Below are 15,043 nucleotides of genomic sequence, written 5' to 3' on the forward strand. Positions count from 1 at the left end.
TGCCGGCCTCCTTCAGACTCGGGAGGTCCCCGCGCCACCACGAAACGGCGCGGGGACCCTGTCAGCTATCAGTGGCAGAGAGCGACACTGAGGTTGCTCGGGTGACCCGAGTGACACGTGAGAGCAGTGAGCGAGCTGCCGCCGCTGGCCACGTCGCTGGCCGCGGGAGCCTCCAGACCCTGCAGGTCGAGAAGAACCATGTTCTTACACCTCCTTCCGCGGTTGATCATGCGCAGGCCGCTCTGGTGCGGCCTCCAGGAACGGCAGGCGTGCCGGCTGGTCTCCCAGCACCGCCCCGAGGGCGAACAGCACGCCGGCCGTACCGGTCGCGAAATCCATGGACAGGCGCAACAGCCCGTCGCCGGGGAAGGCCAGGCCGCCGCCGTACGGCATGGCGTGCCAGCTCAACCCCTTGATCAGCTCGCGGGCCACCGGATCTCCGGCGAGTGCCGCGATGATGCCCGCGCGGCCGGTGAACAGCCCCGGCTGGACGAAGAACCCGGCGCGGGCGACCAGCTTGAGCCGGTCCAGCTCGGCGGCGAGCTCGTCGTCGTCGCGGTGCGCGAGATAGCGTCCGAGCACCATCGCGATGCCCACGGAGCCCTCGTCCAGGTAGGGCAGCATCCGCCAGCCCTGGTTCACCTGGAGCGAGCCGTCCTCCGAGGCCCGGCAGCGCCGCAGGTCCTGCCTGAGCGCGATCTCGGCCAGGTCGAGCAGCGCCCGGTCGCCGGTGTGCTCGTAGGCGTGCAGGAAGAGCAGGGCGGAGCCGGACGAGCCGTACATGAGGCCGGCTCTGGGGTTGTCGCCGCCGCTGATCTCGGGCACGTCCTCGGGGCCGCCGAGGCGGTCGGCGCAGATGTCCACCGCGCGCATGGCGTGCCCGGTCAGGGCGGGCTCGGTCCGGCCGAGGCGCAGGAGGTTCAGCCCGATGCCGGGCAGGCCGGAGAACAGCGCCGTCTCCAGGCGGTCCCACTGCTCGCGCAGGGCGATGTCGACGACGTCGAGCGCGTCCTGGCGGTGTCCGAGCCGGTCGAGGACGTGGGCGATGCCGTGCAGGCCGTCGTACAGGCCGATGCCGGAGCCGGGGGCCGGGCGCAGGGCGCGCTCGCGCAGCCAGGTCTCGTACTCGGGGAAGGGCCCGAGGCCGGTGGCCGACAGGGCGAGCAGCACGCCGGCCGCGCCGGTCGCCACGTTGAGGCCGCCGCCGGGCTTGAACTGGGCGACGTCGCCGGGGAAGAGGCGGTCGTCGCGCCCGGGGGTCGCGCCGGCCCGGATGGCCCGGCACATCGCCTCCCGCAGCTCGGCCCAGGTGGCCGTCCCCGGCGCCGGCACGGGGGTCTCCACGGCCTGGTCACCCGCGATGGTCGCGGCGGCGGTGTCCATGAAGGCACCGGGGACGGGGAAGGTCTCCTTGACGATCCGCGCGAGCTGGACGATCTTCGGCCGGTGGATCGGCAGCATGATCGTGCACTGCGGGGCGAACAGGGCGAAGCGCAGGCAGGCCAGCGCGTACCGGTCGACCTCGACGCCGTGGCGGTCGCGCGGGGCGGCGAAGGCGGGATGGGCCAGCGCGGCCCTGGCCCGGTCCGCGGCGAGGGTGGCGACCTCGTAGTCGATGAGCACGACCCGGCCGTCCTGGGTGAGCAGGATGTTGTCGGGGTGCAGGTCGCCGAAGACGACGCCGCGTCCGTGCAGCGACTCGACGGCCTCCTCGACGCTCTCCAGGGTCGTGGTGGCCCAGGCGGTGTAGTCGGCGAGGTCCTGCTCGTCGCAGGTGGCGCTGGTCAGCGGGAAGCGGCGCACCAGCCGCCGCTGGAGCGGGGTGCCGTCCACGAACTCCTGGACGAGGAAGTGGTGGCCGCCGATGGTGAAGTAGTCGCGCAGCTCGGGGGCGGCGGGCAGGCCGGCCAGGCGGCGCAGCATGTCGCGCTCGTGTTCGAGCCTGGCGACCGCGTCCCGGCCGGCCACGTCGAGGCCGGCGTGCGGCCTGCCCTCCTTGAGCACCACCCGTTCGTCGGTGCGGGTGTCGCGGGCCAGGTAGACGCCGCCGCCGTTGGAGAAGTGCAGCACGCTCTCGATCCGGTACGGCAGCCCCTCCATGGTCACCGCGTTGCGCGCGGCCAGGTGGGGTTCGAGGAACTCGGGCAGCGTCGTCCAGGGCGGCACCGAGAACGTCGCGCCGCGCACGTCGGGGATCAGCTTGCCGTCGCCGTCCTCGACGGCCAGCACCCGCTCCCCGGACGGGGACAGGCAGTGCCGCTCGGCGAACCCGCCGTACCGGACGAACATCGGCCCGTCGCCGTAGCGCAGGTCGCTCAGGATGTACGGCCCCTCGACGCCGCGCAGCAGCTCGTCGAGCTCCTTGAGCACGAGTTCGAGCTGCCCCTCGTCCCGGGGGTAGATGGTGACCAGCTTGCCGCTGGAGGCCCGGGAGGCGGCCTTGGAGTTGACCATGACCAGCACCGCCGGGCCGCGCAGGAACTTGAAGGCGACCCCGCGGGGAACGCAGTAGTCCCACACGGTGTCGACGACCTTCTCGGCGTCCTCGACGCGGGCCGACACGTGGATCTTCCAGCCCTGGGTCGGCAGGGGCGCCTCACCGGTGGGCATGTAGTACGCCCAGGTGTCGCTGAGGTCGTGGCCCCAGCCGTCGGGGACGGGCCGGCGCAGCTGGGCGAAGTCGACGTCCGCCGCCGTGCTGTGGTCGGGAGTGTCGTAGAAACACTGGTCCACAAGGCAGTAGAGCTCGTACTTGTCCATTTGGCGCGGCCCTCCGAGGCGGTGTGCTTAGAGCCTGCCGCACCCGCGCCGGGTCGGACTAGTAACACGCAACATGAGCCATATATGGCTATGAAATGTGCTTTGATGCGTTTTTCACAAATGGTAATTATATGCGCGGGGCATAAACACTGAACGAGAATTCCCCGCTGCGCGACGTGGACGCCTCCAGCCAGCCGCCCAGCGCCGAGACGCGTTCGGCCAGGTTGAGCAGGCCCTGACCGGCGTCTCCCGGCCGGCGCGGCGGGCGCACGCCGTCGTTCCTGATGGACAGGCGGACCACATTGTCGCGTTCCATGAGCTGGATCCAGCACTGCCCGGCCTCGGCGTGCCGCAGCACGTTCGTCACCCCCTCGCGCAGCGCGTGCGTGAGGGCCTCCTCCACGTCGGGATGCAGGTCACGGCAGGCCACCCTGATCTGGCAGCGCACCCGCGCCGACTCCAGCAGCGCCCGCGCCGCGCCCAGCTCGGCCGCCAGCGAGGAGCTGCGCAGACGGCCGTGCGCGACGGCCCGGACGTCGGCCGACAGGTCCCGCAGCAGTTCGAGCGTCTCGCCCACCTCCTGCCGGGCCTTCTCGTCGTCCTCGGCCACCAGCCGCTGGATGAGCTGCGCCTTCAGCGTCAGGACGGTCAGCCGGTGCCCGACCAGGTCGTGCAGGTCGCGGGTGAAGCGGCGGCGCTCCAGCGTCACGGCCTGGCGCATGACGTCGGTACGGGCCCCGGACAGCCGGCGCACCCGGGCCAGCAGACTCAGCAGCGCGAACTCCACGACGCCGATCAAGGGGGTGACCAGCGCCCACACCGGCTCGACCTGCCACGAGCCCGGCGCGGCCAGCAGCACCGGCCCGCACGACAGCGCCAGCGCCACCAGCACGAGCGACCTGATCCGGGACGCGACCACGAGCAGCGCGCCGGCCAGCAGCCCGCACACCGGCGTCCAGGCCGGCCCGAGCACCCCGAGCGGCACGTACGTCAGCCACGCCTGGACGGCCACCAGCCACCACGAGCCGGCCCGCCGCACGGGCTCCTCCAGGACGAACCTGCCGTGCAGCGTGAGCAGGACGGCCAGCGCCACCGACCCCTCGACCACCAGCCCCGACCCGGCCAGCCCGGCCTGCACCGGGATCACCAGCCCGACGCCGCCGGCCACCAGGCCGAGCCCGCCGGCCCAGCCGGGCGACGTCAGGACGTGCGCCTTGGAACGTAATCGAGGCGCCGGGCCACGGCGTGTGGCGTCCACCTCACCCCCGGTGTGCGGTTGACGTGACGGGACAGTACGCGTGGCGAGTGCGCTCACCGCTCCCTCGTTCCTCTAATCGACCTGACACGGCCACCTTGTGTAAAGACCGAGGCCGCTTCCGGACACGCTGACTTCCCACCCCACAAGGGGTTAGGCAGTTCATATCAGTCATAGGGTGTCGGTATGGAATACATGCGACTTGGCACCACGGGTATGAAAGTTTCTCGCATCTGTTTGGGGATGATGAGCTACGGCGATCCGGCGCGCCAGGAATGGGCATTGCCGGAGGAACAGGCCGAGCCGATCATCCGGCGGGCCGCCGACGCGGGCGTGACGTTCTTCGACACCGCCGACATCTACAGCCGCGGCCAGAGCGAGGTCGTCACCGGGGCCGTGCTGCGCCGGATCTTCCCCCGCCGCGAGGACTACGTGCTGGCCACCAAGGTCTACTTCCCGATGGGCAGGGGCGCCAACGACGGCGGGCTGTCGCGCAAGCACATCCTCGCGGCCGTCGACGCCTCGCTCGCCCGGCTCGGCACCGACTACGTGGACCTGTACCAGATCCACCGGTGGGACGACGAGACGCCCATCGAGGAGACCATGGAGGCGCTGCACGAGGTGGTCAGGTCGGGGCGGGCCCGCTACATCGGCGCGTCCACGATGTGGGCCTGGCAGTTCGCCAAGGCCCAGCACGTCGCCGAGGCCAACGGCTGGACGCGGTTCGTCTCGATGCAGAACCACTACAACCTGCTCTACCGCGAGGAGGAGCGGGAGATGCTGCCCCTCTGCGCCGACCAGGGCGTGGGCGTGATCCCGTGGAGCCCGCTCGCGCGCGGCGTGCTGGCCAGGGCGGGCGCGGCCGGCCCGGCGGCCTCCGCGACCGCCAGGACCGGCTCCGACGCGCGCATCGACTTCCTGTACGACCCCGACAACGACCGGCGCATCCTCGACCGGGTCGCCCAGCTCGCCGCCGAGCGGGAGCTGCCGCCGGCCCAGATCGCCCTGGCCTGGCTGCTGCACCAGCCGGGCGTCACCGCGCCGATCGTCGGGGCCACCAAGGACGGGCACGTGGACGACGCCGTGGCGGCCGTCGGGGTGGAGCTGTCGGACAAGGAGCTGGCGTTCCTGGCCGAGCCGTACCGGCCGCGGGAGGTCAAGTTCTGAGCACCGGGATTGTCGGTCGGAGATCCTAAGGTAGGGGCATGCGGGCTAATGAGGAGGCGGCGGCGGCGCTGCAGGAATACGCGGAGCTGTTCGCGCTGAGCGGCGGCGACGCCTTCCGGGTGCGGAGCTACCAGAAGGCGGCCAAGGCGATCGCCGGGTTCCCCGAGGACATCTCGGAGGTCGACGTGCGCGGCGTCCCCGGCGTCGGGGAGGCCATCGCCAAGAAGATGGAGGAGTTCCTCCAGCGCGGCAGCTTCCGGCAGCTCGACGACCTGCGGGGCCGCGTGCCGGAGGGCGTGCGGCGGCTCACCCGGGTGCCCACGCTCGGCCCCAAGACGGCCATCATGCTGTTCGAGGACTACGGCATCGACTCCACGGTGGCGCTGGGCGAGGCCATCACCTCCGGCCGGCTCGACGGCGTCAAGGGCCTCGGCCCCAAGACGCTGGCCAACCTGCTCAAGGGCATCGAGCAGCTTGAGCAGTCGGGCCGCCGGGTGCACATCGGCGTCGCCATGGCGCTGGCCGAGCAGGTCATCGGCTCGCTCAAGACCGAGCGGGTGGCGTACGCGGGGTCGCTGCGGCGGATGAAGGACACGATCGGCGACATCGACATCCTGGCGGTGGCACCCGAGTCGATCATGGCCGACTTCCGCGCGCAGCCCTACGTCGCCGACGTGATCGCCGCGGGCGAGAAGAAGACCTCGATCCGCACGACCTCCGGCGTCCAGGTCGACCTGCGCCTGATCCCGGCCGGGTCGTGGGGCGCGGCGATGCAGTACTTCACCGGCTCCAAGGAGCACAACGTGGCCATCCGGGAGATGGCGGTGAAGAAGGGCTGGAAGCTGTCCGAGTACGGGCTGTTCGAGGGCGAGCGGGTGATCGCCGCGGAGTCCGAGGAGGACATCTACGAGGCGCTCGGCATGCAGTTCGTGCCGCCGCCCATGCGGGAGGACGGCGGCGAGGTCAAGGCGGCGCTGCGCGGCGAGCTGCCGGTGCCGGTGGAGCTGGCCGACCTCAAGGGCGACCTGCACACCCACACCGACCTCACCGACGGCATCGCCTCCCTGGAGGACATGGTGGCCGCCGGCGCCGCGCGCGGCTACTCCTACTACGCGGTCACCGACCACGCGCCCGACCTGGCCATGCAGCGCATGACCCTGGACAAGGCGCTGGAGCAGCGCGGGCGGGTGGCGGAGCTGCAGAAGAAGTATCCGCACATGCGCATCCTGCACGGGTCGGAGCTCAACATCGCGCCCGACGGGTCGGTCGACTGGCCGGGCGAGGTGCTGCGCGAGTTCGACGTGTGCGTGGCCTCCGTCCACTCGCACTTCGGCATGTCGCGGGAGGAGATGACCCGCCGGTTCATCACCGCCTGCGAGAACCCGTACGTCGACATCATCGGCCATCCGACCACCCGGAAGATCGGCAAGCGGCCGCCGGTCGACGCCGACTGGGACGCCGTCTTCCGGGCGGCCGCCCGTACGGGCACCGCGATGGAGATCGACTCCTACCCCGACCGCTCCGACCTGCCGGCCGACCTGGTGCGGCTGGCCAAGCACCACGGGGTGAAGTTCTCCATCGACAGCGACTCGCACGCGATCCCCCACCTGGCCCACCAGCGGTTCGGGGTCGGGATCGCGCAGCGGGCCTGGCTGACGAGCGACGACGTCATCAACACCTGGCCCCTCGACCGCCTCCTCGCCTTCCTGGGCCGCTGACCCACCGCCCCATCCCACACCGGGGTGGGGTCGGGCGCGGGCCCGGATCAGGGTTCGAGGGACGGGCACGGCCCGCGTTGGCGTGCTGAGCAGGCGTTGTGTGCGGCCCTCGTTGGTGTGGCGCGGGCGCGGCCGATACCGGTGCGCGGCCCCGCGTCGGGGGCCGCCGTCCGCGTTGGCGTGCGGTACGCGTCGAGGTGCAGGGGGTCGCCCGTGTCGGCATGCGGGTCGGCGCGTCCCGCCTCGGGGTGCCGGTCGGGTGCGGCCCGCACCCAGCGCGGGCCGCACCCGAGCCTCGACGGGGGCATCCGCCGCGGATGGTCGCGGCCCTGCTCCAGGAGCGGGCGTCCACCAGAATTCCTGCTCTCAAATCCGGACTTAACACCCCAAAAGGGGACATTTGCCGTAGCCTTGGAGCGGCGCCGCTCCTTGGAGTGCGGGCCGGCGCACACACCCGGCGTCCGGCCGAGCGGCACGCGCCGCCCCCTCCGACGGACGGCACGCGCACGGCTCCGCCCGCGGACGGCGTGTGCAGCCCCTCCCCTGACCAGCCGCCGTACCTGGATGGCTTCATTCGGCCAGGCGCGCCCGGACGACGCCGTCACTCGCCGACTCGGCCGCCGTCCGGGCCCCGGACCCCGGGCCGCAGGACCGGCAGCCCGGCCCGCAGCCGGTCCAGGAACTCGTCGACGTTCAGGCAGCGGTCCTCCGCGTCGACGACCTCGGGCACGAACGCCTCGACGATGCCGTCCCCGACGGCGAAGTCGGCGTCGTCGTCATCGTCGTCGTAATTGTTCACCCAGCGCCCGCCGGGGGCGTACACGTCCATGGCGTGGTCGTAGTCGATCACCCAAGGGGTGTCGACGATCCCGGTCCGCAAAGAGCCGTGGTTGTACCAGCCGTAGACCAGGTGGGTGAAGGCGCCGTCGTGGATGTAGATCTCCGCTTCGCCGCCCTCCAGGGTCTCGGCCTCGGTGTGACCGCCGACGTACAGGCCGGGCCGGTCCTCATAGAGCGCGATCGGGCCGTTGACCTTCAGGTCGCCGGTGACCACGATCAACTCGACGTCGCCCCCGGGGTCGCCGCCGCGCAGTTCGTTGACGGCGTCCAGGAAATCCCCGTCGAGGGTGAGGTCGCCGTCGAAGAACAGCACCTCGTCGTAGCCGGGCGACGCTCCCGCACCCTCGAACACGGCGGACAACGCGCCGCCCAGACGGGCATCGGCTTCGGCATAGGACAGGGATACGGCGATGGCGGATATCGGCATGGGGAAGAGCGTAGGTCCGTGTACTGACAATCCGGCGTGCGGCGTATGCGGGGTTCCTCAGGAAGTGTGCACGTGGCCCCGCCGACAGATGGCGCGCGCACGGTCGTCTCGGCAGATGACGCGCACAGGAGTCCTCCTGCGGCCGGTGCGCCAGGAAGCCAGTCCGGCAGCCTGCGCGGCACCCGTCCGGCGGAAGGGGACGGGGTCCGGCTGGTGGCGGGACAGCGCCCGGCCGTCGGCGGGTGTGCGCGTAGATCCTTCTGCTTCGCTAGCTTGGACGGCGATGGAGGACAACCAGCCCCCGCGCCCCGCAGCCCCGGACCCGGCCTCCGCGCCCCGGCCCGCCGACTCCGCCGCCGGGCCACCCCGCGATCCGGCCAACCCTCCCGCCGCCGCGCCTGATTCCAGCAAAGGTCCCGCCGCCGGCGGTTCCAGCAAAGGTCCCGCCGTCGGGGCGCCGGGCGGTCCTGCCGGGGCGTCCGCGCCGCGCCTCAGGACGGGGCGCCGGGGGCGGCGAGTGTGGAAGGTCGTCGTTGTCGCGCTGGCCGGGCTGGTGGTCGCCGCAGTCGGCGGGGTCGCCCTGGCCTATCCCTCGCTCGCCGCCACCACCTGCCCCGGCTGCTACGGCCTGACCGAGCTGAGCCCGGGGGTGCACGTCGAGGACGGCCTCACCCCCGCCCAGCGTGAGCGCGTCGGCGAGGTGGCCGACCAGGCCGCCCGCCGGGTCACCGCCTTCTACGGCGGCCGCCGCAGCTCCCCCGGCCTCCTGGTCTGCCTGACCGAGGCGTGCTACCGGCGCATCGGCGGCGGCCAGGAGCGCGGCGTCGCGGTGCTCAACCGGTCGATCATGCTCTCGCCGCGCGGCCTCGACCCGGTGATCGCCTCCCACGAGATGTCCCACGTCGAACTGCACGCCAGGCTCGCCTCCTCCGCCGAGGTGCCGCAGTGGTTCGACGAGGGGCTGGCGGTGGTGGTCTCGGGCGACCCGCGCTACCTGGCCCCGGAGTCCGCGCCGGACCGCTGCCTGGTGGCGCCGTCCGGGCCGCTGCCGGTGACGCTGGAGGAGTGGCTGCGCACGGCGAGCGCCGACCCGGCCACGTACGCCAGGTCGGCCTGCCAGGTGAGCCGCTGGCTGGGCGAGAACGGCGGCCGCGCCGGGCTGCTCGGCCTGGTGACCAGGCTCAACGCCGGCGAGCCCTTCTCCGCCCTCGTCCGGACGCGCTGACGAACCACCTCGAAAGGCACGGTTGCCGCACCCGTGCCGCTGGGTAGGTCTTCGTACGGCTGGAACGGTCCCAGGATCGGGACAGCATTCGGCAAGCACGCGCACGCGGAGACAGCGCGAGGAGATTAAATGGTTTCCAGGTAGGAAATACGTCTTGCGAGAGGTGGCTCCCATGAAGCAAGTCGCGGCGACGATCGTCAAACCGCTGCCCGACCACCTGTTCCGGGTCCACGACGGGAACGCGGAGATGCGGTGGGAGGCGATGTCCGGGGTCGGCTACCACACGCCGAACGACCGCTTCTTCGTCAGGAACCACACCTCCACCCCGCTGATCGACGCCGCCGGCTGGCAGCTCCACCTGCACGGCGCCGGGCTGCGCGGGCCGCGCGCCTTCACCTACGACGAGCTGCTGTCGATGCCCTCGCGCACCCACGACGTGGCCATCGAGTGCGCCGGCAACGGCCGCGCGTTCTACGGCACCCAGCAGGGCGACCCCGCGCCCGGCACGCAGTGGGGCCTCGGGGCCGTCGGCGTGGCGAGGTGGCGCGGCGTGCCGCTGCGCGACCTGCTCGCCAAGGCCGGCCTGCGTCCCGAGGCCGTGGACGTGCTGCCCACCGGCCTCGACGCGCCCTTCGAGGACCACGGCCACGTCCGCCGCCCGCTGCCCGTCGCCAAGGCGGTGCGCGACGTGCTCGTGGCGTACGAGATGAACGGCCGCCCGCTGCCGCCCGACCACGGGTTCCCGGTGCGGCTGGTGGTGCCGGGATGGGTGGGGATCGCCTCCATCAAGTGGCTGGGCGACATCGAGGTCTCGACCAGCAAGCTGTTCACGCCGTGGAACACCGTCTTCTACCGGGACGTCGCGGCGCAGCCGGTGAAGAGCGCCTTCGAGCTGCCCTGGGACGCCCGGCTGCCGATCCGCGGCCCGCACGCCTGGCGCGGCCGTCCGGGGCCGCACGTGCTGCGCGGCCGGTCGTGGTCGGGGCGGGGGCGGATCGTCGCGGTCGAGGTCAGCTTCGACGGCGGGCAGTCCTGGCACCCGGCCGAGCATCACGGCCCGCACCTGGTCGGCGCGTGGTTGCCGTGGCACGTCCAGTGGGCGCCGAAGCACACCGGGCCCGCCGTGCTGATGGCCAGGGCCACCGACGAGACCGGCGCCACCCAGCCGCTGCGCACGCCCAAGCACCCCTTCGGCTACTCCTTCGACGCGGTCGTGCGGCATCCGGTGCAGGTGGTCAACGGATAGATAAGTGTCACGAACGCGGCTGAGCTGGCCGTTCATCAGGAAGTGGTTCGGAGGTGTGCATTTCATCTGAAAGACTCTCGCGGAAACGTTACGGAAATGACACCGTGCGAGGCTTTCGCACAAGACGAAGCAGTCATCGAAGCATCCGTCGAAGAACGCAACGGAGAAGGGAGAGCAGATGCGCCAGCTGACCCCGTTGGACGCCCAGTTCCTCCATGTCGAGTCCGAGACCACCGCGGCGCACGTCGCCGGGCTGGCGGTCCTCGACCCGGCCGGCGGCGCGGTGGACCGGGACGCGCTGGCCGAGCTGCTGCTGGACCGCGTCCACCTCTCCCCCGCGCTCAGCCTGCGCCTGGTCGAGGTGCCGTTCGGGCTCGACCGTCCCTACTGGTGCGCCGACCCGGACTTCGACCTGGCCGACCACCTGTTCGAGACGACGCTGCCGGCGCCCGGCGACGACGCCGCGCTGGCCGAGGCGGTGGCCGCGATCCACGAGCGCCGGCTCGACCGGTCGCGTCCGCTGTGGGAGATGCACCTGATCAAGGGGCTGGCGGGCGGCCGGGTCGCGGTCTACACGAAGGTGCACCACGCGGCCATCGACGGCGTGTCGGGCGCGGAGACCCTGGCGACCCTGCTCGACCTGAGCCCGGAGGGCGTGCGGGAGCGCGGGCCGCGCCCGGCGCCGCCGCGTCAGGACCCGCCGGGCCTGGTGGAGATGCTGGCCGGGGCCGCCGTGCGCTCGCTCACCCATCCGATGCGCGCCGCCCGCTCGGTGGTCAGGGCCGCGGGCGACCTCGACGCGATCCCGCTGGCCGGCGCGCTGCCCGGCGCGCAGGCGATCGCCAGGGCCGCCCGGCTGGTGACCGGCGACCAGAAGCAGCGCCCCGAGCTGCCGGGGCTGACCGCGCCGCGCACGCCGTTCAACGGGCCGATCAGCGCGCGGCGGGAGCTGTCGTTCGGGTCGGTGCCGCTGAAGGAGGTCAAGAAGGTCGCCAAGGCCAACGGCATCAGCGTCAACGACGTGGTGATGGCGCTGTGCGCCTCGGCGCTGCGGTCGTGGCTGGACGAACGGGACGCGCTGCCCGCCGAGCCGCTGGTGGTGGCCGTGCCCGTGTCGGTGCGTACGGGCGGGGCCACGGACGTGGTCGGGAACCAGATCTCGGCCATGGTGGCGCCGATGCCGACGAACGTCCCCGACGCCGGGGAACGGCTGCGGGCGGTCGGCGAGACCATGAGCAGGGCCAAGCGGCGCTTCGCCGTCGCGCCGGCGAGCTGGCTCGGCGAGCTGTGCTCGCTGCTGCCCGCGCCGGTCACCAGCCTGGCCACCCCGGCGATCTTCCGGCTGGCCGGGACGGCGTTCCCGCCGATCAACCTGATCATCAGCAACGTGCCGGGCCCGCAGTTCCCGCTCTACATGTGCGGCGGCCGGGTGCTGGCCTACTACCCGCTGTCGGTGCTGACCGACCTGTCCGGTGGCGTGAACATCACCTGCTTCTCCTACGACGGCATGCTCGACTTCGGCATCGTGGCCTGCCCCGAGCGTATGGACGACGTGTGGGGCCTGCTCGGCCACCTGCGCGACGCCCTCGACGAGCTGCTAGCCGAGGGCGTGGGCGATGAGTTCGGCGACGGCGTCGGGGTCGATCTGGTGACCGGTTAGCTGGCAGAGGTTCTCCTGGTAGAGCAGCACGGCGGCGAACGTCGCCGCGGCCACCTCCAGGCGGGCCGCGTCGCCGCGCGTGCCGGGCAGCGCCAGCTCCAGCGCGAACCTGGCCCTGCTGATCAGCTCGCCGTTGAGCCGGCCGAGCCGCTCCTTGACCGAGCCGTGCGTGTCGGCCTCGCGGAACAGGATGCGCCGCATCGCCGGTGAGGCCCGCAGCGGCAGCCCGCGCGCCAGCCGGGCCAGCGTGCCGGCCGGGTCGCCGGGCACGGCGTCGACCTCCCGGCCCTCCTCGACCAGGGTGCGCTCGTCGACGAGGGCGACGAGTACGTCGATCTTCCGCGGGAAGTAGTGGAAGATCAGCCCTTTGGGGACTCTCGCGAGCCTGGCGATCACCGCGGTCGGAGTGGCCTCGTAGCCGCTGCCCGCGAACAGTTCCTCGGCCGCGTCCAGGATGCGCGTGCGCGCGTCACCGATCGACACAGCTCGCACCCTAACGCCACCTGCGGCTTCATCGCCATCCCGCCGGGGCGAGAGCCTGCTGCCCTCCCGCCCCCGTGTAGGATTGAGACGTAAATGTCTCATATTTGACGGAGTTGTCTCATGGTGGTGAGCCGGGAGCAGATCATGACCGCGGCGATCCAGCACCTCAACGAGCATCCGGCCGCCTCGATGGCCCAGCTCGCCGAGGCGGTGGGCATCAGCAGGGCCACGCTCCACCGGCAGTTCAGCAGCCGGGAGGAGCTGATGACGGCGCTCGGCCACCGCGCGCACGACCGGTGGCACGACCTCCAGGCACGCGCGGACGTGCCGGCCGCCGCCGCCTCCGACGACCCGGGCGTGCTCCGCGAGTCCCTGGAGATCCTGCTGGAGGGGTGGATCGAAGTGGCCGACGAGTACGGATTCGGCCTCACCGACTACGCGATGGCCGTGCACCCGGAGCTGCTGCGCCGCGCCGATGAGCTGGAGGAGCGCGAGATCGCGCTCTTCGCCGCCGCCCAGCGGGCCGGCCTGCTGCGTGCCGACCTGCCGCCCCGCTGGATCAGCAACACGGTCTACGGCCTGCTGGTGGCCGTCCGGGAGAGCCTGCGACGCGGCGACGTCGCCCGCCGGGACGTCGCCAGGCTGCTGCGGGAGACGTTCCTGACCGGCGCGGGCGCCGGGGGGTGGTCGTGATGACGGTCACCGGCCTGTCGGCGCGCCGGCGGTGGGCGGGCCTGGCCGTGCTGTCGGCCAGCGTGCTGCTCGTGGTCATGGACATGACCGTGCTGAACGTCGCCCTGCCCGCGATCACCGAGGACCTGCGGCCGACCTCGGTCGAGCTGCTGTGGATGGTCGACGCGTACTCGCTGGTGCTGTCCGGGCTGCTGGTCACGGCGAGCGCGCTCGGCGACCGGTGGGGGCGCAAGCGCATGCTGCTGGCCGGGTTCACCGTGTTCGGGATGGCTTCGACGGCGGTGCTGCTGGCCGACTCGGCCGCCGAGGTGATCGCCGTACGGGCGCTGCTCGGCGTGGGCGGCGCGATGATCATGCCGTCCACGCTGTCGATGATCCGGAACCTGTTCACCGACCCGGGCGAACGGGCCAGGGCGCTCGGCGTCTGGTCGGCGATGGCGGCGATGGGCGCGGCGCTCGGCCCGATCCTGGGCGGGTTCCTGCTGGAGCACTTCTCCTGGCAGTCGGCGTTCCTGGTGAACGTGCCCGTCATGGCGGCGGCCGTCGTCGCCGGGCTGCTCCTGCTGCCCGAGACGCGCAACCCCAGGCCGGGCCGGTGGGACGCGCCGGCGACCGTCCTGTCGATGGCGGGCATGGCCGCGCTGCTGTACGCGGTCAAGACGTTCGGCAAGGACGGCCTGACCTCGCCCGCCGCCCTGGCCGCCACGGTCGTCGCGGCGGTCGCGCTGGGCTGGTTCGTGGTGCGGTGCGCGCGCCGTCCCGATCCGCTGCTGGAGATCAGGCTGTTCCGCAGCGCGCCGTTCTCGGCGGGCGTGGTGACGGCGCTGACCACGTCGATCGCGATGGCCGCCGTGCTGCTGCTGCTCGCGCAGTGGATGCAGCTCGTCCAGGGGTACGCGCCGCTGGAGACGGGGGTGCGGCTGCTGCCGGCCGCGCTGGCCGCGCTGATCGCCTCGCCGCTCGCGCCGGTCCTGGCCGAACGCGTCGGCGCCCGGACGGTGCTGGCGGGCGGGCTCGCGGTGACGGGGCTGGGGTTCCTGCTGGTGTGCCTGGCGCCGGAGCCGCTGGGCTACTGGCCGGTCGCCGTCGCGCTGGCGCTGATCGGCGCGGGCAACGGCGCGCTGGCCATCGCCTCGGCGGTGATCATGGCCGGTTCGCCGCCGGAGAAGTCGGGCAGCGCGGCGGCCATCGAGGAGACCAGCTACGAGGTGGGCGCGGCGCTCGGCGTGGCGGTGCTGGGCAGCGTGGCCGCCGCGGTCTACCGCAACGGGCTGGACTACGCGGGCCCCGGCGCGGGCGCGGCGCGCGAGTCGCTGGGCGGCGCGCTCGACGTGGCCGCCGAGCTCGGGGCGCAGGGGGCGCGGCTGGTGGAGACGGCCAGGGCGGCCTTCACCGACTCGCTGGCGCTGACCTCGGGGGCGGGGGCGGCGCTGATGCTGGCCGGCGCGCTGGTGGTCTGGCTGCTCACCCCGCGCGCCCTCGACCTGGCCTCCGTGGAGCACTGACCGCACGTCTCCCACCAGCACGGACGTGACCGGGGCGCCGTCCGTGCCTGTTCGCGGGGGGCAC

Annotated in this window: 12 protein-coding genes; 7 read left to right on the forward strand and 5 right to left on the reverse strand. The window is 72.5% G+C overall.

The window, feature by feature from the left end:
- Nucleotides 1-68 precede the first annotated feature (68 nt).
- From ACIBQ6_RS31275 to ACIBQ6_RS31285, 3 genes are all read right to left on the reverse strand, one after another.
- Entirely contained in the window at nt 69-230 is a 162-nt protein-coding gene (locus ACIBQ6_RS31275; protein WP_357964481.1) for a SapB/AmfS family lanthipeptide, read from the reverse strand.
- Nucleotides 205-2,760 (reverse strand): class III lanthionine synthetase LanKC, encoded by a 2,556-nt coding sequence (gene lanKC / locus ACIBQ6_RS31280; protein WP_397216217.1) that lies wholly within the window; start codon nt 2,758-2,760, stop codon nt 205-207. Before lanKC ends, ACIBQ6_RS31275 begins: the two co-directional genes overlap by 26 nt.
- Nucleotides 2,761-2,887: 127 nt before the next feature.
- On the reverse strand, nt 2,888-4,018 hold the full coding sequence (locus ACIBQ6_RS31285; RefSeq protein WP_397216219.1) for a sensor histidine kinase: 1,131 nt from the start codon (nt 4,016-4,018) through the stop codon (nt 2,888-2,890).
- A gap of 183 nt (nt 4,019-4,201) precedes the next feature.
- Between ACIBQ6_RS31285 and ACIBQ6_RS31290 the strand changes: the two genes are divergently transcribed.
- Nucleotides 4,202-5,182: an aldo/keto reductase gene (locus ACIBQ6_RS31290; protein ID WP_358285312.1), complete on the forward strand. Its 981-nt coding sequence runs from the start codon at nt 4,202-4,204 to the stop codon at nt 5,180-5,182.
- A gap of 38 nt (nt 5,183-5,220) precedes the next feature.
- Nucleotides 5,221-6,900, forward strand: coding sequence for a DNA polymerase/3'-5' exonuclease PolX (polX, locus tag ACIBQ6_RS31295; RefSeq protein ID WP_397216221.1), 1,680 nt, complete (start codon nt 5,221-5,223; stop codon nt 6,898-6,900).
- A gap of 601 nt (nt 6,901-7,501) precedes the next feature.
- Here polX and ACIBQ6_RS31300 read toward each other — a convergent pair.
- Entirely contained in the window at nt 7,502-8,167 is a 666-nt protein-coding gene (locus ACIBQ6_RS31300) for a hypothetical protein (protein ID WP_397216223.1), read from the reverse strand.
- Between the two features lie 517 nt (nt 8,168-8,684).
- On the opposite strand from ACIBQ6_RS31300, the gene ACIBQ6_RS31305 reads away from it, so the two are divergent.
- From ACIBQ6_RS31305 to ACIBQ6_RS31315, 3 genes are all read left to right on the forward strand, one after another.
- A complete protein-coding gene (locus tag ACIBQ6_RS31305; protein WP_397216225.1) occupies nt 8,685-9,392 on the forward strand; it encodes a hypothetical protein in 708 nt (235 codons plus the stop codon).
- A 172-nt stretch (nt 9,393-9,564) separates the two neighbouring features.
- Nucleotides 9,565-10,638 (forward strand): sulfite oxidase, encoded by a 1,074-nt coding sequence (locus ACIBQ6_RS31310; protein WP_397216227.1) that lies wholly within the window; start codon nt 9,565-9,567, stop codon nt 10,636-10,638.
- 178 nt (nt 10,639-10,816) lie between these two features.
- Entirely contained in the window at nt 10,817-12,298 is a 1,482-nt protein-coding gene (locus ACIBQ6_RS31315) for a wax ester/triacylglycerol synthase family O-acyltransferase (RefSeq protein ID WP_397216229.1), read from the forward strand.
- On the opposite strand, the gene ACIBQ6_RS31320 is transcribed toward ACIBQ6_RS31315, so the two are convergent.
- Nucleotides 12,236-12,781: a TetR/AcrR family transcriptional regulator gene (locus ACIBQ6_RS31320; RefSeq protein WP_397163891.1), complete on the reverse strand. Its 546-nt coding sequence runs from the start codon at nt 12,779-12,781 to the stop codon at nt 12,236-12,238. The genes ACIBQ6_RS31315 and ACIBQ6_RS31320 overlap by 63 nt on opposite strands.
- A gap of 120 nt (nt 12,782-12,901) precedes the next feature.
- Between ACIBQ6_RS31320 and ACIBQ6_RS31325 the strand changes: the two genes are divergently transcribed.
- Both ACIBQ6_RS31325 and ACIBQ6_RS31330 read left to right on the forward strand, forming a co-directional pair.
- Nucleotides 12,902-13,474, forward strand: a complete 573-nt coding sequence (locus ACIBQ6_RS31325; RefSeq protein ID WP_397216231.1) for a TetR/AcrR family transcriptional regulator — start codon at nt 12,902-12,904, stop codon at nt 13,472-13,474.
- Entirely contained in the window at nt 13,474-14,979 is a 1,506-nt protein-coding gene (locus ACIBQ6_RS31330; RefSeq protein WP_397216233.1) for an MFS transporter, read from the forward strand. Before ACIBQ6_RS31325 ends, ACIBQ6_RS31330 begins: the two co-directional genes overlap by 1 nt.
- Nucleotides 14,980-15,043 lie beyond the last annotated feature (64 nt).

The organism is Nonomuraea sp. NPDC049655 (assembly GCF_044465465.1).
Taxonomy (GTDB): Bacteria; Actinomycetota; Actinomycetes; order Streptosporangiales; family Streptosporangiaceae; genus Nonomuraea.